We start from the raw sequence: 24,348 nt of genomic DNA, 5'->3' as shown, positions 1-24,348 counted from the left end.
CAGGGCGCGCACCCGCGCGCCAGCATGTTCGAGGAGTGAACCCTTGCTTACTAAAAAATTTGCGGCGGTGCTGGTTCTGGCGGCCGCACTGCTCGCCGCCTACTGGGTAATTCAGAGAGAGATACCGCGGGGTGAATCCGCGGCAGAATTTATTGATGCGGGCCCATTCCGCATCGCCGTAAGTACCATGCCAGAGCAACCCCGGACGGGCGCGAACAGGATCCGCATTGAAGTCCGCGATGAGGACAACAGACCGGTCGCCGGCGCCCAGGTGCGCGCCGTCGCCGAGATGCCGGCCATGGGTGCCATGCCGGCGATGCGCGCCCCTGCGGAAATACGCCAGACCTCCCGTGGCGTCTACGAGGGCGAGCTGGAACTCTCGATGGAGGGCGCCTGGCCGCTGGCCGTGGATGTGGCAACCGGAGACGACAGACACGTGGATCTGGTCTTTGATATGACCACCAGCCGCGCCGGCCTGCGCCTGACATCCGCGCCCGCAAAATCCGACAATGCTTATTACACCTGCTCCATGCACCCCTCGATCAAATCCGCCGCGCCGGGCAGCTGCCCCATCTGCGGCATGGACCTGGAGCCGGTCAGTCGCGAGGAGCTGTACAGCGGCACCATCGTCGTGAACGAAGGCAGGCGCCAGGCCATCGGGGTCAAAACCGCCGCTGTCGAGCGCAGGCCATTCACGCTATCCCTGCGACTGCAGGGCAAAGTTGCCTTCGACGAGCGGCGTATCAAGGATGTCAGCCTGCGCTTCGACGGCTGGATTGGCGAACTGGACGCAGACTTCGCCGGCAAACGGGTGCAGCGCGGCGATATCCTTTTCACCGTCTACAGTCCGGAACTGCTGTCGCTGCAGGAGGAATTCCTGCGCGCGCGGCAGCGCGGCGGCACCCTGGAACAATCCGCACGCAGGCGGATGAAACTCTGGGGCCTGACCGAGCGACAGATCGCCTGGCTCGCCGAACAGAATAAAGTGCAGGACTATGTGCCGATCTTCGCACCGGTGAGCGGCACCATCATCGACAAGAGTATCGTCGCCGGCTCCGCCTACCGGAGCGGTCAACGGCTGTTGCGACTGGTAGATCTCTCCCGGGTGTGGGTAGAGGCCTTTGCCTACGAACAGGATCTGCCGCTGGTCCGTCCAGGCATGACTGCGCAGATCACACTGCCAAACCGCCACGGCGAGGCGCTGGCCGCCGAAGTGATGCAGGTAGATCCCTTTCTACAGGGCGCCAACCGCAGCGCGCGGGTACGCCTGACGCTGCCCAACAGCGACGGCGCGCTGCAGCCCGGCGCCTTTGCCGATGTCACATTGCGCTCCGAACTGGGCGAGCTGCTGCTGGTCCCCCAAGACGCGGTGCTGATTTCCGGGGAAAAGCGCATCGTCTTCGTCGACCTGGGCGGGGGCCGCCTGAAACCCCGACAGGTGCGCACCGGCTATAGCGACGGAGACCATATCGCAATCCGCAGCGGCCTCAGCGAAGGGGAGCGCATCGTCACCTCCGGCGTCTTCCTGATCGCCGCTGAGAGCCGGCTGAAATCGGGGATCGACCAGTGGTAAGGAAGCTGATTGCACTCTGTGCCGGGAATCCGGCTATCACCCTGCTGCTGACCGCCCTGCTCGCGCTGGCCGGTTACCGCAGCCTGCTGCAAACACCGCTGGATGCCATTCCCGACCTGTCCGATGCCCAGGTGATCGTCTTCACCGAGTGGCCCGGGCACAGCCCGGATCTGGTTGAGGACCAGATCACCTACCCGCTCACAAGCAGCCTGCTCGGCGTGCCCGGCGTCAAGTTCGTGCGCGGGCAGAGTTTTATGGGGCTGAGCTTTGTCTATGCCATCTTCGCAGACGGCACCGATATCTACTGGGCGCGCTCGCGGGTACTTGAATACCTGAACACGGTGCAGGGACAGCTGCCCAACGGAGTGCAACCGACACTGGGACCGGATGCATCCGGCGTGGGCTGGGTGTTCCAGTACGCCCTGGTCGACCGGAGCGGGCAACACGATCTGGCGGAACTGCGCGCGTTACAGGACTTCAAGCTGCGCTACTGGCTGACCGCGGTGGACGGCGTGGCCGAGGTGGCATCGGTGGGCGGCTTCGTGCGCGAGTACCAGGTGCAGATAGATCCGCACCGGCTGGCGGATTTCAATATCCCATTGCACAGGGTTATCGAGGCCATCCGTCGCTCCAACAGTGACGCCGGCGGCCGTGTGCTGGAGATTGCCGGCCACGAGCACTTCGTGCGCGGGCGCGGCTACCTGAGCTCTAGGGAGGACCTGCGCCAAGTGGTGATCGGCACCGACGAAAACCATATCCCAGTGCTGCTCGAACAGGTGGCGGATATCAGTTTCGGCCCTGCCATACAGCGCGGCCTGGCGGAACTGGACGGCGAGGGACAGACGGTCGGCGGCATAGTGGTAATGCGCTACGGCGAAAACGCGCTGACAGTGATCGAGCGGGTCAAGCAGCGCCTGCGGGACGCGCAGGCGGGGCTGCCAGACGGCGTGGAACTGGTCATCACCTACGACAGATCCGAACTGATACTGAGCGCCATCGACAACCTGAAGCGCACACTGTTGGTGGAAATGCTGGTGGTGGCGCTGGTGATTGCCGCCTTCCTACTGCACGCGCGCTCGGCGCTGGTGGCGGTCGTCACCCTGCCGGTGGCAATACTGCTGGCCTTTATTCCGATGTATTTCCAGGGGCTCAGCGCCAATATCATGTCCCTCGGCGGTATCGCCGTGGCCATAGGCGCAATGGTGGACGCTGCTGTGGTGATGGTGGACAACATTCATCGAAAGCTGGCCGCAGGCGCCGGCGAACACCCGCACGGGCAAGTCCAACGCAGGCAGCTGATTGTCGAGGCCATGCAGGAAGTGGGGCCGAGCATTTTCTTCTCGCTGCTGATCATCACCATTTCTTTCTTACCCGTTTTCTCCCTCGAGGCCACCGAGGGCCGCCTGTTCAAACCGCTGGCGTTCACCAAGACCTACAGCATGGCCTTCGCCGCGATACTGTCGGTCACGCTGATCCCGGCGCTGGCGGTACTGTTGATCCGCGGTTCACTCCGCCCGGGGCGCGCGGAGCAGCACCCCCTGAACCGCTGGCTGATCGGTACCTTCCTGCCGGCCATTCGCTTCTGTATCCGCCACCGCAAATCTGTCGCCGCAACGGCACTGCTGCTGTTACTGCTCACCGCCTTACCGGCGCGGCAACTGGGCAGTGAGTTTATGCCGCCGCTGAACGAGGGCAGCATCCTGTACATGCCCACCGCGGTGCCGGGCATTTCGATTACCGAGGCCGGAAAAATACTGCAAAGCATGGACACGCAACTGAAGACTTTCCCCGAAGTGGAGAGGGTCTTCGGCAAGATAGGCCGCTCCACCAGCGCCACGGATCCGGCGCCCCTGTCCATGGTGGAGACGGTGGTGACACTGAAACCGCGGGACCAGTGGCGCGAGGGACTGAGCTGGGACGACCTGATCGCGGAGATGGACGAGAAACTGGACTATCCGGGCATGCCCAATATCTGGTGGATGCCGATCCAGACGCGCACGGAAATGCTCGCCACCGGTATCAGAAGCGCACTGGGTATCAAGGTGTTCGGCGACGACCTGCAGGACATTGAAAAAACCGCTGTGGCCATCGAGCAGGCGCTGCTCGCCGACCCCCGCACCGCCGATGCCACCCGCAGCGCCTTCGCCGAGCGGCTCACCGGCGGCTACTTCGTGGATTTCGATATCCGCCGCGCGGCCGCCGCGCGCTACGGCCTCAACGTGCAGGACGTGCAGGATGTTCTGACCGCCGCGGTGGGCGGCGTGTCCGCGACCCAGACGGTGGAGGGCCGCGAGCGCTATCAGGTCAACCTGCGCTACGCACGCGACTACCGCGACTCGGTGAACCAGCTGGAGCGGGTGCTGGTGCCGACTCCGGGCGGTGCCCAGGTTCCGATCGGCGAAGTGGCCGACATCGAGTTCCGTACCGGCGCCCCTATGATCCGCAATGAGGACAGCCAGCTGGTGGGCCTGGTGTTCGTCGATCTGAAGGGGGATATCGGCGTGGCCGACTATGTGCGCGAGGCCAGGCAGGTGATCGCGGACAAGGTGGCACTGGTACCGGGCCAGCGCCTGGCCTGGGCCGGGCAGTTTCAGTATTTCGAGCGCGCCAAGGCCAGGCTCCAGTGGATGATCCCCACCACCCTGCTCGCGGTTTTCCTGCTGCTGTACCTGCACCGCGGCCGCGTGGCGGACACACTATTCGTGCTTTCGGCGATGCCCTTTGCACTGGCGGGCAGCCTGTGGTTTCTGTATCTGCTCGACTACAGGCTCAGTGTGGCGGTGTGGGTGGGAATCATCGCGATGGCCGGGCTGGCAGCAGAGATGGGGCTGCTGATGCTGCACTATCTTTCAGGGTCTCTGGGCCGACTATCCGGCACTCCGGGCAGGATGCCTAGCGCGGGCGATACGCAGAGGGAATTTCCCGAGGCGGTTGCCCTGGCTGCGGCGCAGCGCATCCGGCCAATGCTGATGACCAGCCTCACGTTGCTGCTGTCGCTGGTGCCGGTAATGCTCTCCGAGGGCACCGGCGCAGATGTGATGAAACGCATCGCCGCGCCCATGGTCGGCGGCACCCTGAGCGCGCTGGCATTTGTACTCCTGGTGCTCCCTGCGCTCTTTGTGCTGTGGAAAAAAAACCAGCCATAAGCACTCCGTCTGCGACAGGCATCCCGGGCAGTGTTGCCCGGGCCGGCACAAGTCGGTTTCCAGCCTTATTTATTTTGCGCCCTTTCCGCGGTTCCACAGCAGCCGAGCCCCGTCTGCACAGGCGGACAGGGCACATCGCCATAGGAGCAGAAGACACAGCAGTCGCCGGGCAGTGGTTTCAGCAGTGAGCGGCACTGTTCGCACTCGTAGAACCACTGGCAGGCGTCGGTGGGCATGGTTTCGGTTTTCTTGTGGCCGCAGTGGGGACAGGTCAACCGGGACTGGAGGATCGGGTTTTCGGCCATGGCGGCTCCGCGGCTGTTCGAACCGGACCAGGGTAAGTGCCGTACCCGGGTACGGAATCAAGCGTCTATTGCGATCATTTGTCCGAGGGGTACAGGGACTCGACGTTGGGGCAGTGGCCGGGATCCGGGTTGTTGCGGCAGCGGGCGAGCAGGTCAGTCAGCACCGATTCGAGGCGCTTGAGGTCAGAGATACTGTCACGAACGCCGGCCAGTTTGTACTCGGCCATTTCCCGTACCTGGTTGCACGGGGTCTCTCCCAATGCCAACAGGTTGGCGATCTCCTCCAGGGTGAAGCCCAGCTTCTCGGCGCGCTTGATGAACAACAGGCGCTCCAGGGTCTCCCGCGGGTAGGCGCGGTGGCCCCGGTCCGGCTTGCGAGGCTGCGCTATCAGTCCGCGGCGTTCGTAGTAGCGCACCGTCTCGACATTGACTCCGGCGCTATCTGCAAGGCGGCCTATTGTCAGTGCAGTTTTCTCAGTCACCCTTCCGGGCCTCGGCAGGAAACGGATTTCCCACCATAAGCCCAACGGGTTTGGATGCCAAGCCGGCAGGCTTCAGTGGGTAACCGTCACCGGCGTCCCGACCGGCGCATGGCGGAAGAACTTCTGTGCCATATGCCGCGGCATACGCACGCAGCCGTGAGAGGCGGGGTAGTTGGGCACATCGCCGGAGGCGTGGAAACCGACGCCGCCGTTAAAGCGGATAAAGTAATCCATCTTGGCGCCGCGGTAGTAGGTACCGGGCGGGCGGCGGTCCTTGCGCGTGTCCACATCGGCGCGCACCACCCGGTGGGTATTCCTGTCCACATAACTGCCGTAGAGGGTGGACCTGTGTTTCAGTTTCTTGGCCCTGACCCGGTAGCGGCCCTTGGGCGTGCGGAAACCGGATTTGCCGGAGGATACCCTGGAGACGCCGACCAGCTTGCCACCTTTGTAGAAATAGGCCCGCTGCTCCCCCAGGGAGACGCGGATTGACGGCGCCCCCGGACTGTTGGCCGCGGCCTCATCATCGAACCAGCTGGCCGGGGCGGCGCTGACCGGTGTCGATGTCAGGGCGAGGAAACACAGCAACAGGCCGGCAAGATGTAAATGGTATTGCTTGAGTCGGAGCATGGATGTACCTCCCACACTCCGGAGCCTATAGTCGACTGATGCCAACGCTTAGATAAATTTATTATCTGCAACACTCATACTATTAATTCGCCATTCTTTATAGTCGCCGGCCCAATCGTGCACCGTTTCCTGTAGCGAAACCCGGAGCCCCGCAAAGATTTGCAGCAATGCGTCACCGGCACTGTATTGCGCTGTCGCTCACCTGCCTTTAGACTGCCTAGTGTTCGACATTATTAAAATAATTTCACGTGATCGAATACATGCACCCAGGGCTCACCCGCACACTGCTGATATTGATGCTGCTGCTCATCACCGGCCAGGCGGCGTCGGCCCCCTGTGCGTCGGATGCCTTTATATCCGCACAGGTCAGTGTGGAGAACAGCCACTGCCAGATGCAGTCCATGGAGCACCACTGCAATCAAAGCGGCGAGGAGCACACAGATTGCGAGCAGGCCTGCAAATGCTGCCCTGGCCACTGTGCCAGCGCCCTGCCCTCCGCCGACCGCAAAGATCCCGCGCCGACGCGCCTCGCGCTGGCCACCAGCTATTCCAAAATCATTCCATCCCCTCTGCCGGAGACGGCCCTGCGCCCACCTATTCCCCGCTGACACGGGATCAGTGCGTCCGCAATAAACTGCCTGCAGTCTCGCGGTTGCCGGTGCGGATTTTGTCGCTGGCCCCGGCCAATCCATCGCCACTGAAGACAATTTAAAACGCATTCTCTGTGCAGTTCGACACGGCTGGGGTACTTGTGCCGTATGGAAATCGCTAAATAAATACAAGGGGAAGTCTCCATGAAGATTTCTGCAAAGCTGTTCGTTAAAAAACCACTCACTCTCGCCCTGGCCGCAGTCGTCGCCGGAATCACCCCCATGACCATTGCGCAAAGCGGCGGAAATGGCCAGCGCGCGGAGATAGAGGAAGTCAATGTCACCGGTACCCGCATCAAGCGTGCGGATATCGAGGGTGTGGGCCCGGTGACGGTACTGGACGAATCCACCATCGAAGCGACTGGTATCAGCTCGCTGGAAAACCTGCTGCAGTCACTGCCGGCGGCGGCCGGCTTCGGCGGCAACCAGACCAACGCCTACTGGACCTCCAACGGTTGGGGCACGCCGCAGGTCAACCTGCGCGGCCTCGGCATCAACCGCACCCTGGTGATGGTCAACGGCCGCCGCGTAGTGAACGGCGGCACCGGCGCCAACAGCAGCGTCGACCTGTCGATGATCCCCATGTCGCTGATCTCCAGCGTCGAGGTGTTGAAGGACGGCGCCTCGGCCACCTATGGCGCCGACGCGGTGGCGGGCGTGGTCAACCTGATCACCAAGAGGGAGTTCGACGGCCTGGAAATCGAGGGCAAATACGGCCAGACAGCGCTCGGCGATGGCGAGGAGACGGTGCTCGACCTGACCTGGGGCGTGTCCGGCGAGCGCGGCAACCTGATGGTAAACATGAGCTACCAGAACAACGAGGCCTCGCCGCTGGCGGACCGGGTGCCCTGCCCGCTCGACTCAGACAGCCAGTGCAGCGGCAGCTCCTCCACCATCGGCGGGCGCACCACCCTGCCCGCCGGCGCCGTGCTGGCGGACGGTACAGTGCTGACCGAAGCCACCCGCGTCAACTTCAACCAGGACCCTAATGGCGACGGCGACTTCTACGAGCCCTACGACGGGCTGAAGCACGGCTTCAACTACAACCCCTATTTCAATGCGGTGCAGCCGATAGAGCGCTTCAGTTTCACTACCCTCGGCAACTTCGAGATTGCCGACTCCGCTACCCTGTTCACGGAACTGATGTACACCAACCGCCAGTCCGGCCAGCCGGCATCGCCCGCATCGCTGCAGAACCTTGCCTACGCGGCCGACCACCCCAGCAACCCCACCGGCAGCGATTTCGTGCTGGAGCGCCGCCGCCTGCTGGAAAACGGCGCGCGGGACTTCTACCAGGAGGTGGATACCTGGCGTGTGGTCACCGGCATCGAGGGCGACATCAACGAAAACTGGGGTTACGACATAGCGTTCAACTGGGGCCGCAATACCGCCACCGACGCCATCGCCAACAACATCAATATGCAGCGCGTGGGCGAGACGCTGGATACCGGCCTGTGCGGCAGCAACGGCATTCCCTGTGCCGATTACCTCGGCTACGGCGACGTCACCGGTGAGGTGCTCGACTATATCGTCTTCAACCAGGAGGGCACCGGCGGCAACGAGCAGAAGAGCCTCAATGCCAATATCAACGGCGCCCTGTTCGAGCTGCCCGCCGGTAGTGTCGGCTTCGCCGCCGGTGTCGAGTGGCGCGAGGACAGCGGCTGGCGCAAGCCGGACTCGCTGGTGCAGGCGGGCTACGCCCTCGGCAACCAGGAGGATCCCATCTCCGGCTCCAGCGAGGCGCGGGAGATCTACGGCGAACTGCTGATCCCTGTGCTGGCCGACCGGCCGCTGGTGCAGTCGCTGGAACTGGACCTGGCCCTGCGCTACTCGGACTACGACCTGTTCGACGGCGAGGACACCTACAAGGCCGGCCTCAACTGGCAGGTCAACGACATGCTGAAAGTGCGCGGCACCGTGACCACCGCCTTCCGCGTGCCCAACGTGCCGGAGCTGTTCGGCGGCGTGTCCGAGGGCAACCTGACCACCACCGATCCCTGCTCCAACTACGCGGCGCGGGATCCGTCCAGCACTGTGTACCAGAACTGTGCGGCGGCGGGGGTACCGCTGAACTACACCCAGCTCGGCACCACGATACTGACCGACCGCGGCGGCAATCCCAACCTGACACCGGAGAGCGCCGAGAGCTTCACCCTCGGCCTGGTGCTGCAGCCGCTGGACGGCCTGTCGCTGACCCTCGACTATTTCGATATCGAGATAGACGACGCCATCCGCGAGGTATCCGGCTCCACCAAGCTGGCCATGTGTTACGAGTCCGCCGGCCTCAGCCACGCCTTCTGTGCGCCGGACCAGCACACCCGCAACCCGGTCAACGGCGACGTCAACTACCTGTCGACGCAGAAGTTCAACACCGGTAACGAGGTGATGCAGGGTATCGACTTCGGCGCCCTGTACGATTTCGAAATGGCGGGCCTGTCGCACACCGTCGACTTCAAGGCCTCCTACCTGCAGAAGTACGAGACCACCGCCTTCGAGGGCGACGAGCCCTTCGTGCTCGACGGCTTTATCGGCAGCGGCAACGGCGGCTACCCGCACTGGCGCGCGAATACGTCCCTGACGACCCGCGGAGACCAGTGGAGCGGCACCTACTCGATCCGCATGATCGGCGAGGGCGACGACTTCAACGCAGACAACGGCGCCGGTTCCAGCATGCCCAACGTCTTCTACCACAATGTGCAGTTCTCCTATTCGGTGAGCGACGCACTGCGGATGAGTGTGGGCGTGGACAACCTGTTCGACCAGGAGGCACCCCGTGTCGCCAGTTGGACCGACGGCAACACCGACACCATGACCTACGACCTGGCCGGTATGCGCAGCTATGTGCGCATGACCTACCGGTTCGACTGAGTCTCCCGGGACGTTCATGGCAGCGGGGGTTAAACTCCCGCTGCTGTATATTTTCTCACCAGCGGTAATCGAGAGAACAGATAACAATGAAAACGGCAACCCTCTCCAGGAAGGTGCACAAATGGCTCTTCCTGTTTGTCGGCGTCCAGGCGCTGCTGTGGACCCTGAGCGGGGTCTACATGGTGGTTATGGACCTGGACTTTATTCACGGCGATCACCTGGTCGAAAACCTGCGCGAGCCCGTATCAGGTAGCGGCGATCTGGTTTCGACCGAATCCCTGTTGCGCGACTTTTCCTCCGTGGAATCGGTGCAGCTGAAATCCCTGCGCGGCCAGCCCTACTATGTCGTGCGCGACGGCGACGGCGCCCACCTGATCGACGCCCGCAGCGGCATCGAGATATCGCCCATAGACGGCGGCCTCGCCAAAGCACTGGCGGAGCACTACTACAGCGGCGAACTGCCGGCCGCATCCGCGGAACTGATCAGTGAGAACCCGCCCACCGAGCTGCAGTCGCGCGCCCTGCCCCTGTGGCGCATCGACTTCGACGACCGCTACGGCACCAGCTTCTATGTCGACCCAAATACCGGGGCGCTGGTCACCCGCCGCCACAACTACTGGCGCGCCTTCGACTTCTTCTGGATGCTGCACATCATGGATTACGAGGAGCGCGCGGATATCCACAACCCGCTGCTGCTGGTGGTATCCATCCTCAGCCTCGCCAGCGTCCTCGCCGGCCTGGTGCTGCTCTTCTACAGCTTCGGCAAACGCAGAAAAGAGACCTCACTGTCACCAGCGGAGGCCCGCGCATGAATTTCGTCAAGATCGCCCACAAGTGGCTCAGTCTGGTGATCGGGCTGCAGCTGGCCCTGTGGCTCGCCAGCGGCCTCGCCTTCGCGTTGCTGGACTCCAATATCGTCAGCGGCCGCCACCTGGCCGAGCGCCAGCCGGCACAGGCCATCGCCGCCGGGCCGCTGGTCTCCCACGCCGATATAGCGCGCCGCTACGCGCCCGGGGAAATTCTCGATATCCGCCTGCAATCGCTGCTCGACAGCCCCGTGTACCGGGTGCAGACCGACGCCGGTGTCGAGCTGCGCCATGCCAGCAGCGGCGAGCCGCTGCCCATCGACGCCGATCTCGCCCTGGCCATAGCCGCGCGCGACTACGCCGGCGACGACCGCCTGATAGGCGAGCCCCAGTGGCTGGACAATGCCAATATGGAAGCGCGCCGCCACGGCGGCTCCATGTGGCGCCTGGACGTGGCCGACGAACACGCCACCAGTCTCTACGTCTCGGCGCAGGACGGCCGCGTGCTGGAGCGCCGCAACGACAGCTGGCGCCTGTTCGACATCTTCTGGATGCTGCACATCATGGACTACACGGAGCGGCAGGACTTCAACAATCCTTTCATCATCGCCTTCGGCCTGGGTGCGCTGCTGATGGCCCTGTCCGGCTGCCTGCTGCTGTTTACCAGCTTCAGCCGCCACGACTTCAACCTGGTGGCCCTGATATACCGAGCGCGCCGCAGCAAGGTGGCCGTAACCCTGCTGGACAGCGCCGCGGCGCCGGTGCAACGGCTGGCATTGCCGAGCGGCGTCAACCTGTTCGACGGCCTCGCCGCCGAGGGGGTGCAACTGCCCTCCAACTGCGGCGGCGGCGGCAGTTGCGGCCTGTGCCAGGTGAAAATGTCTGCGGACGCGCCGGTGACCGGCAGCGAGAAGGCCCTGCTGTCCGCATCCGAACTGGCCGCCGGCTATCGCCTGGCCTGCCAGCAGCGGGTCGCCACCGCCACCCGCCTGGCACTGGATAACAGCGTGCTGCAATCGCGCCGCTTCGAGGCGGAACTGCTGCAGAGCCGTTTCGTCACGCCGATGATCAAGGAGATACGGCTGCGACCACTGCGGGACACCCCCTTCGCCTTCGAGGCCGGCAGCTACATACAGATAGACCTGCCCGGCGGCGGCCGGCGCGCCTATTCCATGGCCAACGGGCCGGCGGAGCCGGGCGCGCCGATTGTGCTCAACGTGCGCCTGCAGCCGCCCCCCGCAGACATGCCACAGGCCCCGGCCGGGCGCGGCTCCAGCTACCTGTGCGACCTGGAAGCCGGCGCGCGGGTGCAGATCGCCGGCCCCTACGGGGACTTCCGCGCACGACCGGGCGAGCGCGAGATGGTACTGATCGGCGGCGGCGCCGGTATGGCGCCGCTGCGCTCGATGATCGTCGACCAGTTGGTGCACCGCGGCAGCGGGCGCAAGATCAGCTACTGGTTCGGTGCCCGCAACCTGAATGAAGTCTTCTACCGCGAGCTGTTCGACCGACTGCAGGAGGAGCACACCAATTTCTCCTGGCAGTTCGGCCTGTCGGAGCCGCTGCCGGCGGACAACTGGCGCGGCGCCACCGGCTTTATCAGCGATCTGGTGCGCGACCACTACCTGCAGAACCACCCGGATCTCGACCGCTGCGACTTCTACCTGTGCGGCCCGCCGCCGATGCTGCGCGCGACCATGGACATGCTGCGCGATCTCGGCGTGGAAGAGCATCGCATCGCCTTCGACGACTTCGGCAGCTGACCAACTGGCTGCTAGCCTGAATTGCAGGGAACAACTTCAGGGATGAGACGGTGGCCTCCCGGCGCAGGAGCGCACTGGTACTAGTGACAGGCCTGGCCGCGGCGCTGCCCGCCTGCACCCAGGTGCCCGCGGACTTGGGCCGCGGCCAGGTGCAGGAGCAGGTGCGCGCGCGCGGCTGGCCGGCCGAAGCGGCGGACGCAGCGCCGCCGCTGGTGGCGGAGATCACCGCCGCGCCCCTGTCCGCCGAGAGCGCCATCCGCCTGGCGCTGGTCAACAACCCGGATATCCGCGCCCACTACGCCGAGCTGGGCATAGCCGCCGCTGCCGTCTACCGCGCCGGGCACATCCGCAACCCGCTCTTCTCCGCCTCAGTGCTCGACTCCAACCGCAGCGGCGAGATGGACCAGATCACCTACGGCCTCGCGGCCTCCTTTTCCGACCTGATCACCCTGCCCTCGCGCAAGCGCCTGGCCCGGCGCCAGTTCACCGAGGTGCAGTACCAGGTTGGCGCCGAGCTGGTGCGGCTGGCCGCCGAGACAGAGCACGCCTACTACGATTACGTCACCGCGCGCCAGGTGGCCGCCATGCGCGGCCAGGTGGCGAAGGCCGCCGCCGTATCGCTGCAACTGGCCGAGCGCTATTTCGACGCCGGCAATATGACCCCGCGGGACCTGGCCCTGGAAAGGGCCGCCGCCGCCGAGGCGGAAGTAGACAGGCTGCAGGCGGAGGACGCCGCCCTGGCCGCGCGCACCGCGCTGGCCGACCTGCTCGGCCTGCCGCTGGCCGGCGCCTGGGAGGTTCCGGCGCAGCTCGCGCTGCCGGTGACCCAGGAGGACGACCTGGGCGAACTGCTGGCGCTGGCGCGGCACAGCCGCCTCGACCTGGCCAGCGCCAGCGCCCGCGCCGAGCGCCTGGCGGAAGAACTCTGCTACACCAACTGGCGCCGCTGGCTGGGCGAACTGGAACTGGGCGTGGAGCGCGAGCGGGAGACAGACGGCGCGCGGCTGCTGGGCCCCACCTTGTCCTGGGAGATCCCGATATTCACCCAACACCGCGATCAGTTGCTGGAAGTGGACGCCGGGCTGCAGATGGCCATCGCCGAGGTGGCGCGCCTGATGCTCGACAGCGACAACGCCGTGCGCCTGGCCCACGCCGGCGTGCAGAACGCGCGCGCGCGGGCCGAAACCTTCCGCACGCGCCTGCTGCCGGCGCGTATCGAGGCCACGCAACAGGCGCAGCTGGAGGAGAATTTCATGCTGATCGGCACCTTCGAACTGCTGCTCAGCAAGCAGCGCGAGTACAACGCCTACCAGGGCTACCTGGAAGCGCTGGGGGACTATTGGATGACGCGCGCGGCGCTGGCGCAGGCGGTGGGGCGGCGCCTGCCCAGCGGCGCCCGCGCCAGCGGCACCAGTGCGGCCGCAGAAGACTACCTGGGCACGGCCGCCCCCGCACACGGCGGCCACGGCGCCATGCATCCGGGGGCAGAGGATTCGGGCGAGGGGAAGCAACAGGGCGAAGAGCAGCAACAGGAGGCAGAGGATGCGCACCGTCACCACTGAACAGCAGTATGCGCCCCGGCGCAGCGGAGGACTGCCGTGATCAGCCGGCGCCGCTTCCTGCAGGCCGGCGGCATGGGCGCCCTGGGCTCGGCCCTGACCGCGCGCGCGCCGCAGGCGGCGGCACAGGCGCCCGCCAATGCCAAGGGACAGAAGCGCCGCGGCCATGTGCCGGTGCGCACCCTGAACGGCTGGAGTCTGCCCCATGTGATGAAGGACGGGGTCAAGGAATTCCACCTGGTGGCGGAGGAGTTCGAGCACGAGTTCGCGCCGGGCACCGTGAGCAAATGCTGGGGCTACAACGGCACGACTCCCGGCCCCACCATAGAGGCGGTGGAGGGCGACCGCATCAGGATACTGGTGACCAACCGCCTGGGGGAGCACACCACCATCCACTGGCACGGCATCATACTGCCCAGCGGCATGGACGGCGTCGGCGGCGTGTCGCAGCCGCATATCCAGCCCGGCGAGACCTTCGCCTACGAATTCACCCTCAAACAGCACGGCACCCACATGTACCACCCCCACGCCGACGAGATGGTGCAGATGGCCGCGGGCATGATGGGCATGTTCATCATCCACCCGAAGGAACCGGAGCCGGTGCCGGTGGACCGGGACTACTGCTTCCTGCTGCACAACTGGGCGATGCACCCGGGCACCTACAGGCCGGACCCGGCGGTGATGGTGGAGTTCGACCTCTGGACCTTCAACAGCAAGGTGTTCCCGGCCATAGATCCGATAGTCGCGCGCAGCGGCGAGCGGGTGCGGGTGCGCATGGGCAACCTGTCCATGTGGAACCATCCGATCCATATGCACGGGGTGCAGTTCCATGTCACCGGCTCCGACGGCGGCCGCTGGCCGCAGTCCCAGTGGCGCAGCGAGGCCACCGAGATAGTCGCCGTGGGCCAGACCCGCGATATTGAGTTCACCGCAGTCCCCGGCGACTGGGCCTTCCACTGCCATATGGCCCACCACACCATGAACGCCATGGGCCACGAGATACCCAACCCCATGGGCGTGGACCAGACGGGCGTGGCGGACGAAATCCAGAAGATGCTGCCGGGTTTTATGCCCATGGGCCGCTACGGCATGGCCGAGCACCAGGACCATGTGGACGCCGGCCACCACCCGGGTCCGCGCAATACCCTGGCGATGATGGTGGGCAAGGGGCCCTACGGCAATATCGAGATGGGCGGCATGTTCACCCTGGTCAAGGTGCGCGACGACCTGGCACCGGGGGATTACAGCGACCCGGGCTGGTACAAGGCCCCACAGGGCACCGTGGCCTGGAAGGTGAGCGGCGACCCGGACTACGGCAATCCGCCGCGGCGCGGCTGAGCCGGCGGCACTTGCAACGGTGGCGCCAGTTATCTAGCATTGCCCGGGTCTGACTTTCTGGTATCCACTATGCGCACAAGGGCCGGCATGACACTGCTGCTATTGCTGCTCCTGGCCATCTCCGGCCGGGTGCTGGCGGCTCCCTGCGCGATGGAAGCCGGCGTCCACGAGGCCATGCCGGCGGTGGACATGCAAAAGGCGCATTGCTCCGGCAACGACCACTGCGGCCGCCAGGCCGAGCGGGATACCGCCGGCAATCACCTGCAGGCTGCCGCCTGCGCCCAGGGCTGCGACTCCTGCCCCGGCCCCTGCCCCGGGGCGCTGCCGGCTGCGGATCCGCTGCTGGCCAGCAGCGCGGGAAGGGCAGCCGCCAATACCTATTCCGATCTCAATTCCGATCCCTCCCTCGACGGCATGATCCGTCCGCCCCAGTCCCGCTGATACGGGATAGTTGCGCCTTTTTTTTGGCGACCTTTTCACTTGTCTAATGCTTTCCATGCGCCTGCACCAGCAAGCGCTCCTGTGATTGATTGGGAAAAAACATGTATCGCAAATTTACCCTCGCCGCCTTCGGCGCCCTGGCGCTGCTGGCGCTGGCCGCCTGTACCGACAAGCCGCAGGCAGCTGCCGCGCCGTCGACCGATACCATCCAACTGACCACCTACAAGTCCGCCAGCTGCGGCTGCTGCAAACTGTGGGTGGACCACGCCAAGGACAGCGGCTTCGCCGTCGAGGCCGTGGACGTGGCCGACCTGAACGCGGTGAAAAACCAGCACCGCATTGAAGCCGAATTCCAGTCCTGCCACACCAGCGTGTCGGAACAGGGCTATGTGTTCGAGGGCCATATCCCGGCCAAGTTGATCCGCCAGTTCCTGCAGAATCCGCCCGCCGACGCGCGCGGCCTGGCGGTGCCGGCCATGCCGCTGGGCAGCCCGGGCATGGAGTACGAGAACCGCTTCACTCCCTACCAGGTGTGGCAGTTGAATGGCGACGGCAGCCAGCAGGTCTACGCCACCATCGACTCAGCCAGGGAACAGTTTTAAGCAGTTTTAAGGAAAATCCATGAACAAAAAGCACAAATCATCCATTGCCCTGCCGCAGATGAGCCGGCGCACCTTCGTCACCGGCATGGCCGCCGGCGCGGCACTGTTGGGGGCAACCGGCAGCCGCGCCCTATCCAGCGATCACCGCCCTGCCACGTCGCCGCAGACGCTCAGGGGCAACAACTTCGACCTGAATATCGGCTACACATCGGTGAACTTCACCGGCCGCTCGCGCACCGCCACCACGGTCAACGGCAGCCTGCCGGCGCCGGTGCTCCGCTGGAGGGAAGGCCAGCGCGTCACCCTGAATGTCAACAACAGCCTGGCCCACGACAGCTCCATCCACTGGCACGGCATCATCCTGCCCACGGGCCAGGACGGTGTGCCGGGCCTCAGTTTCAACGGCATACGCCCCGGCGAGACCTTTCAGTACCAGTTCGACCTCAACCAGAGCGGCACCTACTGGTACCACAGCCACTCCGGCTTCCAGGAACAGACCGGCGTCTACGGCGCCATAGTGATCGATCCGGCGGGACCCGACCCGGTGGAGTACGACCGCGACTATGTGGTGCTGCTGTCGGACTGGAGCGACACGGCGCCGGATGCCGTCTACGGCAAGCTGAAGAACGAGAGCCACTACTACAACTTCCGCCGCCGCACCGTCGGCGACCTGTGGAGCGATATCCGCGAAAAGGGCGTGCGCCGCACTTTCCGCGAGCGCGAAATGTGGAACGAGATGCGCATGTCCGACACCGACATCTCCGACGTCACCGGCTACACCTACACCTACCTGATGAACGGCCAGACCCCGGACGCCAACTGGACGGCGCTGTTCAAGCGCGGCGAGAAGGTGCGGCTGCGCTTTATCAACGCCGCCGCCATGAGCATCTTCGACGTGCGTATTCCCGGCCTGAAGATGAAAGTGGTGGCCACCGACGGCCAGAACATAGAGCCGGTGAGCGTGGACGAATTCCGCATCGGCGTGGCCGAGACCTACGACGTGGTGGTGGAGCCGGAAGCCGACACCGCCTACACGCTGTTCGCACAGACCATAGACCGCAGCGGCTTCGCCCGCGGCACATTGACCCCGGAGCTGGGCCTGAGCGCGGCGGTGCCGGCTATGGACTATGCGCCGGTGCTTGGCCATCGCGATATGGGCATGGCCCACGACATGGGGGGAATGGACCACGGCGGCATGGGTGGTATGGACCACTCGAAGATGGATCACGGCCAGCACCAGATGGGCGGCATGGACCATTCCCAGCACGGAGGCATGGACCACTCGAAAATGGACCACAGCCAGCACCAGATGGGGGGTATGGATCACTCCCAGCACGGAGGCATGGACCACTCGAAAATGGACCACAGCCAGCACCAGATGAGCGGCATGGATCATTCCCAGCACGGCGGCATGGCCCAGGGCGCCTCGGGTCAGTACAGCCTGCACGGCGGGCGCCCGGAACTGGGCGGCATGCAGGGCGCCTGGTTCACCGAGAAACTGGGCCGCGCCGGCTTCGGCAGCAACAGTCCGATAGTGCACCTGCCGAGCGAGTACCGCTACACGGTGGACATGCGCGCGGAGCAGCCGATGAACGGCCTGCGCGATCCCGGCATTGGCCTGCGCGACCATATGCAGCGCTACGGCCGCCGGGTGCTGAACTACGGTGACATCCGCAACCTCACCCCCACCATCGACAAACGCGAGCCGACGCGGGAACTGCAACTGCACCTGACCGGCAATATGGAGCGCTACGTCTGGGGCATGGACGGCATCAAGTTTATGGAGGCCGAGCCGCTGATGCTGAAGTACGGCGAGCGCATCCGCATCACCCTGGTCAACGACACCATGATGACCCACCCCATCCATCTGCACGGCATGTGGAGCGAGCTGGAAACCGAGGAGCCGGATTACATTCCGCGCAAGCACACGATACTGGTGCAGCCGGGATCCAAGATCAGCTACCTGGTGACCGCCGACGCCTACGGCCGCTGGGCCTACCACTGCCACCTGCTGTACCACATGCCGGGTATGTTCCGCGAAGTGCGTGTCGTTTAAGGAGAAATGAAATGAAAAAACTACTGATGACCAGCGCACTGCTTTTGGCCGCCAACGCCGCAGCCCAAGAGGGACACCACGGCACAGGTACGCCGGACCATGTAATGGACCACGACTCACTGCTCACCTTCCTCAATATCGACCAGCTGGAAGTGCGCGAGGACGACAGCCAGGCCTTCAACGGCGACCTCTGGTTCGGCGGCGACCGCGACAAGCTGTGGCTCAAGGGCACACTGGAACGCGAAGAGGGCGAAACCGAGAACGCCGAGCTGCAGGTGCTCTACAGCCGCGCGGTGGCCCCCTACTGGGATCTGCAGATGGGTCTGCGCCACGACTTCAAGCTGGAGAACGGGCCGAGCAAGAACTGGGGCGTGATCGGCCTGCAGGGCCTGGCGCCCTATTTCTTCGAAGTGGATTCGGCACTGTTTGTCGGCGAGGACGGCGATATCGGCTTCAGCGTCGGCGCCGAGTACGAACTGCTGTTTACGCAAAGGCTGATCCTCAGTCCGGAAATCGAACTGGATTTCTACGGCCAGAACGACCGCGAAAACGAACTGGGCACAGGCCTCTCGGACATGGAGGCGGGATTGCGCCTGCGCTACGAGTTCACGCGCCAGTTCGCGCCCTATATCGGCGTGCATCGCGAACGCAAGTTCGGCCGCGCCGCCGACTTCGCCCGCGAAGATGGCCACGAAACCCGCGAGACCACCTGGGTGATCGGCCTCAAGGCCTGGTTCTAGCCCTTCGTGTTTGCCCTGGCGGGCCTCAGGCCCGCCCCTGGGAACGCCGAGCTCCAGCTCGGCATAGCGGGCCGCAGGCCCGCCCAAAACTTTACGGAGAAACACCATGAAAAGCCTCACAGCCCCAATACTGCTTGCCGCCCTGTTCACAGCCACCGCAACCCAGGCCCACGACCCCAGCCTGCACAAAAACAAAGGGGAAAAGCCCAAGTGCGAAGCCATGGAAAACATGGACCACTCGAAGATGGACCCCAATGACCCGGTCATGCAGGCCATGATGAAAAAGTGTATGGACCAGCTGCACGAGGAGTCCGACTCCGCCGGTCATCACGGCGACAGTCACCAACCGGAAAAATAACTGCGGCGGGGGCCCCGCCCCCAGCCTGCGCGGAGAAAAAACGTGAAAACAATCAGGACGCTTTTATTCGCCGCCATCGCCGCCTGCGCTGGCCTGGCGGCCTTTATCTACTCGGGCAGCTATCCGGTAGGCGCGGACGTGCGGCACACCGCCTTCACCCACTGGGCGCTGGAAACACTGCGCGACAGGTCCATCGACAGGGCGGCCGCCTCCATCGAGGTGCCCGCACTGGACGATCCGGAACTGCTGCTGATGGGCGGCCCCGACTACAACGACATGTGCACCGGCTGCCACCTGAAACCGGGCCTGGAAGAGAGCGACCTCAGTGTCGGCCTCTACCCGGCACCGCCGGACCTGACGGAAAAAGCCGCGGACCCGCGCCGCCAGTTCTGGGTAATCAAGCACGGCATCAAGGCCTCCGGCATGCCCGCCTGGGGCCCCACCCACGACGACCAGCGTATCTGGGCCATGGTGGCCTTCCTGCAGAAGCTACCGGACCTGAATGCACAGCAATACCAGATACTCACCGCGCGCGACGACGATGACGCGGGCGACCACCACTGACGGGAAGAAAACCATGCAAAGATTCTTCAAGCCCCTGCGCGCCCTGGGCCTCGGCCTCCTGCTCGGCGCCGCCCCGCTGGCCGCAGCCCACGGCGAAAAAAATCACGCGGACAAGGACCCGACGCTGTTTTCCGGGCTGGAAAGTGGCGCCGGCAAAACCGTACTGGCTTTCCACCGCGCCCTGCGCGAGGGCGACCAACAGACGGTGATGGATGCGCTGGCGGACGCCGTGGTTATTTTCGAGGGCGGTGGTGTCGAACGTTCGGCCAGCGAATACGCTGGCCACCACCTGCCCGCGGATATGGCCTTCCTGAAGCAGATGAATATCACCCAGCGGGAACTACAGGTCCGCGAACAGGGCGATCTCGCCTACGCCTACGGGCGCGCGCAGGTGCAGGGCGAGTTCAAGGGCAAGGCGCTGGATCTACAGAGCATGGAAACCCTGGTACTGGCGCGCACCGGCGACGGCTGGAAAATCGTGCATGTGCACTGGTCCAGCAAATAACTTCTGGGAACGCCGGGCTCCAGCTCGGCATCGCGGGCCGCAGGCCCGCTATTCGCCTGCAAACAGGCTCCTACAGTCGAGCAACAGTACTGCTTTCCCGGGCTACTCCACCACCAGCCTGCCACGATACATACGCATCTGGCAGGTGAACTCGTATTCCCCCGCCGCCAGCGGCGGCAGGTGCACCAGAGTCTCGCGCCCGACCGCCAGCTGTGCGCTCACATCCAGATCCGCAAACACCACATACTCGGCACAGGGGCTGGGGTCCTCGCGCAGGAAATGCAATTTGGTTTCCGCGCCGGCGGCGATGTGGATGCGCTCGGGTTCGTAGACGCCGTCTTTCACCAGAATCAATGCGGCGGGCTCCGCGGCTTCTACCGAGGGCCTGCGCTTCGCCAGCCAGAACCACCAGACGATGCCGGCGATCAGCGCCAGGCCCAACAGGTTGATTAGCAGGCTCATGCGCTCACCTCCGAGGGTTTGAACAGGCGCAGGCGATTGGCATTGCTGACCACGGTCACCGAGGACAGCGCCATGGCCGCGCCGGCGATCACCGGGCTCAGCAGGCTGCCGGTGAGCGGGTAAAGGAGCCCGGCGGCGATGGGTATGCCCAGGGTGTTGTAGACAAAGGCACCGAACAGATTCTGCTTGATATTGCGCAGCGTGGCCCGCGACAGCTCTATGGCGTCCGCCACGCCGTGCAGTGAGGAGCGCATCAATGTCACGTCGGCGGTCTCTATGGCCACGTCTGTGCCGGCGCCTATGGCGAAGCCCACCTGCGCGCGCGCCAGCGCCGGGGCGTCGTTGATGCCGTCGCCGGCCATGCCCACATGCCCGCCCTTCGCCTGCAGTTCGGCGACGATGCTCTCCTTGTCCTCCGGCAGCAGTTCCGCGTGCACCGCGTCTATGCCCAGCTGCGCGGCCACCGCCTCCGCAGTGGCGCGGTTGTCGCCGGTAAGCATCTGGATTTCCAGGCCGAGGCGCTTGAGCCTTTTGATAGCCGATTTCGCATCTTCGCGTAGTGGGTCCGCCACCGCGATAATGCCGGCGGCCTCTCCGTCTATGGCCGCGTAGATGGCCGTGCGGCCCTTGGCCGCCAGGGCGCCGGCGGCCTCCCGCCACTGGGCGACATCGACATTTTCGCGCTGCATCAGCTTGCGGTTGCCGAACAGCAGCGCGCGGCCATCCACTGTGCCGGCAACGCCGTGGGCGGTGATTGCCTCGAAGTCCTGCACCTTGCCCAGGCGCATGCCCCGCTCCCGCGCCTCGGCCACTATGGCCTCCGCCAGCGGGTGTTCCGAGGCCTGCTCCAGGCTGGCCAACAGGCGCAGCAGCTCCTGCTCGTCGCCATCCGCCTGCAGGTCGGTAACCCGGGGGCGGCCCTCGGTGAGGGTGCCGGTCTTGTCCACCACCAGCGTGGTCAGCTTGCTCGCCTGCTGCAGCGCCTTGCCGTTGCGTACCAGCACGCCGTGCTCGGCGCCCTTGCCGACACCCACCATCACCGACATGGGTGTTGCCAGTCCCAAAGCACAGGGGCAGGCAATGATCAGTACCGCGGTGGCCACCACCAGCATATGCGCGACTTTCGGCTCCGGCCCCCAGTTGAACCAGGCGAGTGCCGCCAGCACCGCGACAATCATCACCACCGGCACAAACACTGCGGAGATTGTGTCCGCGAGGCGGGCGATGGGCACGCGGGAGTTCTGTGCGCTTTTCACCATTTCGATAATCTGCGCCAGGCGAGTCTCGGCGCCGACCTTTTCCGCAGTGAACAGCAGCGTGCCGTTTCTGTTCAGGGTGCCGGAGGAGAGGAAGTCACCCTCGCTTTTCTGCACCGGCAGTGGCTCTCCGGTGAGCATCGACTCGTCCACCAGGCTGCTGCCCTCTATCACGGTGCCGTCCACCGGGACTTTTTCTCCGGGGCGCACCCGCAAGCGGTCGCCGAGTTGTACCTGTTCCACCGGCACATCCACCTCTTCGCCGTCGCGCAGTACCCGTGCAGTGGCGTCTTGCAACTGCAACAGCTTCTCAACGGCGGCGCTGGTCCTGCCGCGGGCGCGGATTTCCAGCGCCTGGCCCAGGTTGATCAGGCCGATGATCATGGCGCTGGCCTCGAAGTAGACGTGCCTTGCCAACGCCGGTAACAGTTGTGGCGCCAGCACCACCAGCATGGAGAAGGCCCAGGCAGTGCCTGTGCCCAGCGCAATCAGTGTGTCCATATTGGCGTTGTGATGGCGGAAGGCCTTCCAGGCACCGGTGAAGAAGTGGCCGCCGCAATAAATGAGTACTGCCAGCGTGAGCAGGCCTACGGCGCCCCAGGCCAGCTGCTGTGCGGGGTTGTGCACCGACATCTCACCGGTGAGCAGGCCCCAGGCCATCAGCGGCCCCCCAAGGGCCAGGGCCAGCCCGGCGCGCCACAGGAGTTCGCGATAGTGGGCGCGGTCCACCTGCCGCTGCTGCTCGCGCAGCTCGCGTTCGCCAACCCTGGCCAGCGCCGCACCGTAGCCGGCATTTTCGATTGCCTGCACGCAGGCGTCCGCAGCGGCAGTACCCCGCACCGCGACCGTCTTTTCCGCCAGGTTGACTCGCGCCTCGGCAACGCCTGGTAGCCGCTGCAGGGCGCGCTCTATCTTGTTGACGCAGCTGGCGCACGAGGCGCCGCTGAGAGTAAAGGTCTGCTTGCTCTGTGCCATTTCCTTATCCTAGCCATGGATCAGTGGCGCGGAGCTTAGGGGCTTCCCCCAAGGGCAGAGCAAGCGCTGGCACAGATATTATTCTGAGAATGGGACCGGGCAGCGACACTCAGGACTCAGTGATTGCCAGCGACGCGTCACGCGCAACACCCTCCCGCCACCACGCCGGGGTTTCGCCGGGTGCGCCCAGTTTCAAGGGCGCGCCGATAATTGGAGTCGCCAGCCGCACGTCGTACTGCTCCGCGGCGATCGCCGCTCGCTCCAGCGGCTCATACCAGTCGTGTAGGGCCAGGTCGAAGGTGCTGTTGTGGATCGGCAGCATGACCCTGCCGCGCAGATCGATATGTGCCTGCACACTCTGCTCCGGCAGCATATGGACCTGACTCCACAGGTGGTTGTAGGCACCCGTCTCTATCAGGGTCAGATCGAAGTGGCCGAAGCGCTCACCGATTTCCCTGAAACCGTCGAAATAGCCACTGTCGCCACTGAAGAAGACGCGCGCCTCGTGGCTCTCGATCACCCAACTGGCCCAGAGGGTTTGGTCCCTGTCCATCAGGCCGCGGCCGGAGAAGTGCTGCGCCGGTGTCGCGGTGAATTTCAGGCTGCCGACGGACACCGACTGCCACCAGTCGAGTTCGACGATCTTGTCGGCGGCGATGCCCCAGCGGCGCAGGTGATTGCCCACTTTCAGCGGCACGATAAAGCGCTCCACCCTGCCGTCCAGCGCCAGCACGCTGGCCCTGTCCAGGTGGTCGTAGTGATCGTGACTGATCACCACCGCCTTGATGCCCGGTAGCTCATCCAGCTCGAAAGGCAGCGGGTGGAAGCGTTTGGGCCCCATCCACTGCACCGGCGAGGCTCGCTCGCTGAACACCGGGTCGGTAAGGACATAGTCACCATCCAGGCGCATCAGTAAGGTCGAATGCCCCAGCCGGTAAACAACCGCCTCGCCATCCCGGGCGGCGAGTTCCGCCGCCGGTATCTGCCGCAGAGGCAGCGGTGCCGCGGGTATCGGCGCCGTGCGTTCGGCGCGGATATAGGCCTTGGCGATTTCGAAGATATTGCCCGAACGGATCCGGTCATCGGCGAATGTATTGCTAAATTTCTCCGTGTTCGATGTACACGCGTTGAACAGACCTGTAGCCATAAGCGTAAACCCCGCGATTGCCAACCAGCGAACTCTCATTGAATCACCATAAGTAAACTATACGGTGCAGTGTAATCACGAGATCGCCAGAAGTAAACTGTATAGTGTAAAATTTACCCCAA

General features: G+C 64.6%; 21 protein-coding genes. 15 read left to right on the top strand and 6 right to left on the bottom strand.

Annotated features, from left to right (window positions below; all coding sequences use genetic code 11):
* The first annotated feature begins 43 nt into the window (after positions 1 to 43).
* Both IG627_RS01865 and IG627_RS01860 read left to right on the top strand, forming a co-directional pair.
* On the top strand, positions 44 to 1,573 hold the full coding sequence (locus tag IG627_RS01865) for an efflux RND transporter periplasmic adaptor subunit (protein ID WP_193189418.1): 1,530 nt from the start codon (positions 44 to 46) through the stop codon (positions 1,571 to 1,573).
* A complete protein-coding gene (locus IG627_RS01860) occupies positions 1,567 to 4,719 on the top strand; it encodes an efflux RND transporter permease subunit (RefSeq protein WP_319024471.1) in 3,153 nt (1,050 codons plus the stop codon). The genes IG627_RS01865 and IG627_RS01860 overlap by 7 nt, the downstream gene beginning before the upstream one ends.
* Before the next feature lie 65 nt (positions 4,720 to 4,784).
* On the opposite strand, the gene IG627_RS01855 is transcribed toward IG627_RS01860, so the two are convergent.
* From IG627_RS01855 to IG627_RS01845, 3 genes are all read right to left on the bottom strand, one after another.
* Complete coding sequence (locus tag IG627_RS01855) at positions 4,785 to 5,024, bottom strand: GDCCVxC domain-containing (seleno)protein (protein WP_193189417.1); 240 nt, start codon at positions 5,022 to 5,024, stop codon at positions 4,785 to 4,787.
* A gap of 74 nt (positions 5,025 to 5,098) precedes the next feature.
* Entirely contained in the window at positions 5,099 to 5,506 is a 408-nt protein-coding gene (gene merR / locus IG627_RS01850; protein ID WP_319024470.1) for an Hg(II)-responsive transcriptional regulator, read from the bottom strand.
* Positions 5,507 to 5,578: 72 nt separating this feature from the next.
* Complete coding sequence (locus IG627_RS01845) at positions 5,579 to 6,136, bottom strand: L,D-transpeptidase (RefSeq protein WP_193189416.1); 558 nt, start codon at positions 6,134 to 6,136, stop codon at positions 5,579 to 5,581.
* Between the two features lie 248 nt (positions 6,137 to 6,384).
* Between IG627_RS01845 and IG627_RS01840 the strand changes: the two genes are divergently transcribed.
* The 13 genes from IG627_RS01840 to IG627_RS01780 all read left to right on the top strand — a co-directional run bounded on the left by IG627_RS01840 (position 6,385) and on the right by IG627_RS01780 (position 20,386).
* Positions 6,385 to 6,744, top strand: a complete 360-nt coding sequence (locus tag IG627_RS01840; RefSeq protein ID WP_193189415.1) for a hypothetical protein — start codon at positions 6,385 to 6,387, stop codon at positions 6,742 to 6,744.
* Positions 6,745 to 6,930: 186 nt separating this feature from the next.
* A complete protein-coding gene (locus tag IG627_RS01835; RefSeq protein WP_226864597.1) occupies positions 6,931 to 9,654 on the top strand; it encodes a TonB-dependent receptor domain-containing protein in 2,724 nt (907 codons plus the stop codon).
* Between the two features lie 86 nt (positions 9,655 to 9,740).
* On the top strand, positions 9,741 to 10,466 hold the full coding sequence (locus tag IG627_RS01830) for a hypothetical protein (protein ID WP_193189414.1): 726 nt from the start codon (positions 9,741 to 9,743) through the stop codon (positions 10,464 to 10,466).
* A complete protein-coding gene (locus tag IG627_RS01825) occupies positions 10,463 to 12,223 on the top strand; it encodes an NADH:ubiquinone reductase (Na(+)-transporting) subunit F (protein WP_193189413.1) in 1,761 nt (586 codons plus the stop codon). Before IG627_RS01830 ends, IG627_RS01825 begins: the two co-directional genes overlap by 4 nt.
* A 50-nt stretch (positions 12,224 to 12,273) precedes the next feature.
* The gene (locus IG627_RS01820; protein WP_193189412.1) at positions 12,274 to 13,785 is read left to right on the top strand and encodes a TolC family protein; all 1,512 of its coding nucleotides are present in this window, start codon (positions 12,274 to 12,276) and stop codon (positions 13,783 to 13,785) included.
* A 36-nt stretch (positions 13,786 to 13,821) separates the two neighbouring features.
* A complete protein-coding gene (locus tag IG627_RS01815) occupies positions 13,822 to 15,120 on the top strand; it encodes a multicopper oxidase family protein (protein ID WP_319024469.1) in 1,299 nt (432 codons plus the stop codon).
* Between the two features lie 69 nt (positions 15,121 to 15,189).
* On the top strand, positions 15,190 to 15,561 hold the full coding sequence (locus IG627_RS01810; protein ID WP_193189411.1) for a hypothetical protein: 372 nt from the start codon (positions 15,190 to 15,192) through the stop codon (positions 15,559 to 15,561).
* Between the two features lie 101 nt (positions 15,562 to 15,662).
* On the top strand, positions 15,663 to 16,163 hold the full coding sequence (locus IG627_RS01805; protein WP_193189410.1) for a DUF411 domain-containing protein: 501 nt from the start codon (positions 15,663 to 15,665) through the stop codon (positions 16,161 to 16,163).
* A 19-nt stretch (positions 16,164 to 16,182) separates the two neighbouring features.
* Positions 16,183 to 18,219 carry a copper resistance system multicopper oxidase gene (locus tag IG627_RS01800; protein WP_193189409.1) on the top strand — a complete coding sequence of 679 codons (2,037 nt, stop codon included), beginning with the start codon at positions 16,183 to 16,185 and terminating at the stop codon, positions 18,217 to 18,219.
* An 11-nt stretch (positions 18,220 to 18,230) separates the two neighbouring features.
* A complete protein-coding gene (locus tag IG627_RS01795) occupies positions 18,231 to 18,959 on the top strand; it encodes a copper resistance protein B (RefSeq protein WP_193189408.1) in 729 nt (242 codons plus the stop codon).
* A gap of 106 nt (positions 18,960 to 19,065) precedes the next feature.
* On the top strand, positions 19,066 to 19,317 hold the full coding sequence (locus IG627_RS01790) for a hypothetical protein (protein WP_193189407.1): 252 nt from the start codon (positions 19,066 to 19,068) through the stop codon (positions 19,315 to 19,317).
* Positions 19,318 to 19,359: 42 nt separating this feature from the next.
* Complete coding sequence (locus IG627_RS01785) at positions 19,360 to 19,881, top strand: c-type cytochrome (protein ID WP_193189406.1); 522 nt, start codon at positions 19,360 to 19,362, stop codon at positions 19,879 to 19,881.
* Positions 19,882 to 19,894: 13 nt separating this feature from the next.
* Entirely contained in the window at positions 19,895 to 20,386 is a 492-nt protein-coding gene (locus IG627_RS01780; protein ID WP_193189405.1) for a YybH family protein, read from the top strand.
* A 102-nt stretch (positions 20,387 to 20,488) separates the two neighbouring features.
* Here IG627_RS01780 and IG627_RS01775 read toward each other — a convergent pair whose 3' ends face one another.
* The 3 genes from IG627_RS01775 to IG627_RS01765 all read right to left on the bottom strand — a co-directional run bounded on the left by IG627_RS01775 (position 20,489) and on the right by IG627_RS01765 (position 24,226).
* Entirely contained in the window at positions 20,489 to 20,848 is a 360-nt protein-coding gene (locus IG627_RS01775; RefSeq protein ID WP_193189404.1) for a cupredoxin domain-containing protein, read from the bottom strand.
* Complete coding sequence (locus IG627_RS01770) at positions 20,845 to 23,079, bottom strand: heavy metal translocating P-type ATPase (protein WP_193189403.1); 2,235 nt, start codon at positions 23,077 to 23,079, stop codon at positions 20,845 to 20,847. The genes IG627_RS01775 and IG627_RS01770 overlap by 4 nt, the downstream gene beginning before the upstream one ends.
* 109 nt (positions 23,080 to 23,188) lie before the next feature.
* Positions 23,189 to 24,226 carry an MBL fold metallo-hydrolase gene (locus tag IG627_RS01765; protein WP_226864596.1) on the bottom strand — a complete coding sequence of 346 codons (1,038 nt, stop codon included), beginning with the start codon at positions 24,224 to 24,226 and terminating at the stop codon, positions 23,189 to 23,191.
* Between the last annotated feature and the right edge of the window lie 122 nt (positions 24,227 to 24,348).

Origin of the sequence: Microbulbifer taiwanensis (genome assembly GCF_014904815.1) — a bacterium.
Classification (GTDB): Bacteria; Pseudomonadota; Gammaproteobacteria; order Pseudomonadales; family Cellvibrionaceae; genus Microbulbifer; species Microbulbifer taiwanensis.
This window is presented reverse-complemented; position numbering and strand designations above follow the sequence as displayed.

Coding starts and splice junctions, on each gene's coding strand:
- IG627_RS01855 (WP_193189417.1), bottom strand. CDS start 5,024: ATGGCCGAAAACCCGATCCTCCAGTCCCGGTTGACCTGTCCCCACTGC.
- IG627_RS01845 (WP_193189416.1), bottom strand. CDS start 6,136: ATGCTCCGACTCAAGCAATACCATTTACATCTTGCCGGCCTGTTGCTG.
- IG627_RS01835 (WP_226864597.1), top strand. CDS start 6,931: ATGAAGATTTCTGCAAAGCTGTTCGTTAAAAAACCACTCACTCTCGCC.
- IG627_RS01830 (WP_193189414.1), top strand. CDS start 9,741: ATGAAAACGGCAACCCTCTCCAGGAAGGTGCACAAATGGCTCTTCCTG.
- IG627_RS01825 (WP_193189413.1), top strand. CDS start 10,463: ATGAATTTCGTCAAGATCGCCCACAAGTGGCTCAGTCTGGTGATCGGG.
- IG627_RS01810 (WP_193189411.1), top strand. CDS start 15,190: ATGCGCACAAGGGCCGGCATGACACTGCTGCTATTGCTGCTCCTGGCC.
- IG627_RS01805 (WP_193189410.1), top strand. CDS start 15,663: ATGTATCGCAAATTTACCCTCGCCGCCTTCGGCGCCCTGGCGCTGCTG.
- IG627_RS01800 (WP_193189409.1), top strand. CDS start 16,183: ATGAACAAAAAGCACAAATCATCCATTGCCCTGCCGCAGATGAGCCGG.
- IG627_RS01795 (WP_193189408.1), top strand. CDS start 18,231: ATGAAAAAACTACTGATGACCAGCGCACTGCTTTTGGCCGCCAACGCC.
- IG627_RS01790 (WP_193189407.1), top strand. CDS start 19,066: ATGAAAAGCCTCACAGCCCCAATACTGCTTGCCGCCCTGTTCACAGCC.
- IG627_RS01780 (WP_193189405.1), top strand. CDS start 19,895: ATGCAAAGATTCTTCAAGCCCCTGCGCGCCCTGGGCCTCGGCCTCCTG.
- IG627_RS01775 (WP_193189404.1), bottom strand. CDS start 20,848: ATGAGCCTGCTAATCAACCTGTTGGGCCTGGCGCTGATCGCCGGCATC.
- IG627_RS01770 (WP_193189403.1), bottom strand. CDS start 23,079: ATGGCACAGAGCAAGCAGACCTTTACTCTCAGCGGCGCCTCGTGCGCC.
- IG627_RS01765 (WP_226864596.1), bottom strand. CDS start 24,226: ATGGCTACAGGTCTGTTCAACGCGTGTACATCGAACACGGAGAAATTT.